Here is a 699-nt window from a genome sequence, read left to right as displayed (position 1 = left end):
TCTGAGTGATGACAGTGACTTTACGATCCAGACGCTTTTCGAGCTCACCTAGCGCTATATGGGCGGCATTGGGCTGGATATCTTCACTTTGAAGGCCTTTACGACGCTTGTTATAGAATGCTTGTACCAAATCAGGATCGCGTTGAAAACCTTCTGGAGTCGCCACATCTTCAATCTTGTGGTTTTCCCATAATCCGTCTTGTGCACGAAAGGTCTGTATCCCAGATTCTGCCGAGATCCCTGCACCTGTGAGAATTACAATGTTTCTGTATGGGAAATTCATATTACGTCCTTATCAATATGTCACTTTGTAACAGCTTAGCACTGTTCAAATTTCAACAATAGTTTTAGGGATTAGACCATGGTCTTATGTGCATGTATTCATTGGTCATTTGTGAACTGGCTTGAGTTTTGGAGAGGAAAGACTGTGATGTGAGAAACAATGCGTTGATTGTTTCCGTTGATGACAAATAAAAAAGCGACCGAGGTCGCTTTTAAGATTGGGTATCAACAAGAAGATTATTCTAATAAAGACTTGATCTTCACTTACCGAGGAGATCTTATGAATGGCTAAATCTGCACCGTTAAATTCGTCTTCTTCGCTTAGACGCAAGCCAGTAACTTTGTTAAGGATGCCATACACGATAAATGCGCCGCCAACGGCTACCACGATACCTGCAATAGTACCTAACACCTGAA

The 699-nt window shown here is 42.1% G+C and carries 1 protein-coding gene and 1 pseudogene; both read right to left on the bottom strand.

Annotated elements, in window-relative coordinates; genetic code table 11:
* Positions 1-283 (bottom strand): Sir2 family NAD-dependent protein deacetylase (locus tag KIV40_RS34945; RefSeq protein WP_285354057.1); only part of this gene is annotated, 283 nt, incomplete at its 3' end.
* Between the two features lie 255 nt (positions 284-538).
* Positions 539-699 (bottom strand): annotated as a pseudogene (locus KIV40_RS34940) (ammonium transporter); the annotation flags it as partial.

This window comes from Vibrio sp. D173a (assembly GCF_030248475.1).
This window is presented reverse-complemented; position numbering and strand designations above follow the sequence as displayed.